Origin of the sequence: Nocardioides sp. NPDC023903 (genome assembly GCF_040639295.1) — a bacterium.
Lineage (GTDB): Bacteria > Actinomycetota > Actinomycetes > Propionibacteriales > Nocardioidaceae > Nocardioides.
On the sequence record NZ_JBEZZS010000083.1, the window covers coordinates 1 to 1263 of the forward strand.

Here is a 1263-nt window from a genome sequence, read left to right on the forward strand (position 1 = left end):
GCCCTCGGCCCCCAGCTCTTTCGATACCGCAAGCGCGTCAGCGGCAGGGCCCGGTAACAGGTGCGGGATCCGCCAATGCGGTCCAGCCAATCCGATCTGTTCGAGGAGTTCGCGGCGTTGGGCGTAGGGCAACTCGATCAGTGAACGGTCACCGATGTGGAGCAGATCGAAGATCATGTAGGTCGCCGGAGTCGTTACCGCCAGCGCCCGGATCGCGGCCGGGTTGCGTTGATGCATCCGCGGTGCCAACGCCTGAAACGAGGACCGGCCCGCGCGTTCGATCACGATCTCCCCATCGACCACGAAACCTGGTTCGGCCGGTGCCAGCCCGGTGAGTTCGGGCCAGGCGACGGTGATGTCGTTGCCGTTGCGCGACTCGAGCCGTAGCCCGTCCTCGACATAGGCGATAGCCCTTAGGCCGTCGTATTTCATTTCATAGGCCCTTCTCTGAACTACAACATCGCCTGGACCACGGAGCATTACGGGCTCGCTATCGAGCAGATGCGCCGGGCCGGGCAGCGTATCGATGACGAAGTCCTGACCCACATCAGCCCTGCCCACAGCGCCAATATCACCTTCTTCGGCGCGATCGAGGTCGACATCGACGCCGAGTTGGCCCAGCTGGGCCAGACCGGGTACCGGCCGCTGCGGGTGCGCGACACGTTGTTCTGACCCGCGCGACCCGGGATCTGTGGTTACGGGGTGGCGATGTCGATAGGGGTGTGTGTCGGGGTGTTTGTTCGGTGGGCGGTGAGGAAGTTGTCGACGAGCCGGGTGCAGTCGTCGTGGTCGATGGTGCGTAGTCCGGTGAGACGGGCGAACACGATCGGGCCGATGAGTTCGATGATGGCGAAGGTGGTGTCGAGCTCGCCGAGCATCGCGCGGGCCTGTGGGCTGGTGAGGATCTGGTCGAACGGGTGGCGGTACTGCTCGATGACGCGCGCGCGCAGCGAGGTGACCGCGGCCGGGTCTGGGTGGTCCTCGCCGATGGAACCCATCGCCAGCCAGGACAGGGTGGTCATCTGCACCGGGGCCTGTTGGATCAGGTCGGCTTGGGTGGTGAGCAGCGCGACGAGCCGCTCGCGCACGGGCCCGGTGCTGGTCGGTGTGTCGACCTGCGGAAGCAGCCGTTCGAAAGTCGCCGCGAGCAGTTGGGTGGTACTACCGAAGTGCCGGTAGAGGGTGGCGCGCGCGACCTTCGACACGCGGGTGACCGCCTCGACTGTGACCGCTTCGAGACCTTGCCGATCGCGTTGGTGTTGT

The 1263-nt window shown here is 65.5% G+C and carries 2 protein-coding genes and 1 pseudogene; 1 reads left to right on the plus strand and 2 read right to left on the minus strand.

Going from position 1 to position 1263, the window contains the following annotated elements:
- Positions 1 to 432, minus strand: a pseudogene (locus tag AB0F44_RS30080) (hypothetical protein); the annotation flags it as partial.
- A gap of 27 nt (positions 433 to 459) precedes the next feature.
- On the opposite strand from AB0F44_RS30080, the gene AB0F44_RS30085 reads away from it, so the two are divergent.
- Positions 460 to 672, plus strand: coding sequence for a Tn3 family transposase (locus AB0F44_RS30085; protein WP_357361027.1), 213 nt, complete (start codon positions 460 to 462; stop codon positions 670 to 672).
- A 23-nt stretch (positions 673 to 695) separates the two neighbouring features.
- Here the strand turns inward: AB0F44_RS30085 and AB0F44_RS30090 are convergent.
- Positions 696 to 1263, minus strand: a 568-nt coding sequence (locus tag AB0F44_RS30090; RefSeq protein ID WP_357361025.1) for a TetR/AcrR family transcriptional regulator, incomplete at its 5' end; no start/stop codon positions are given.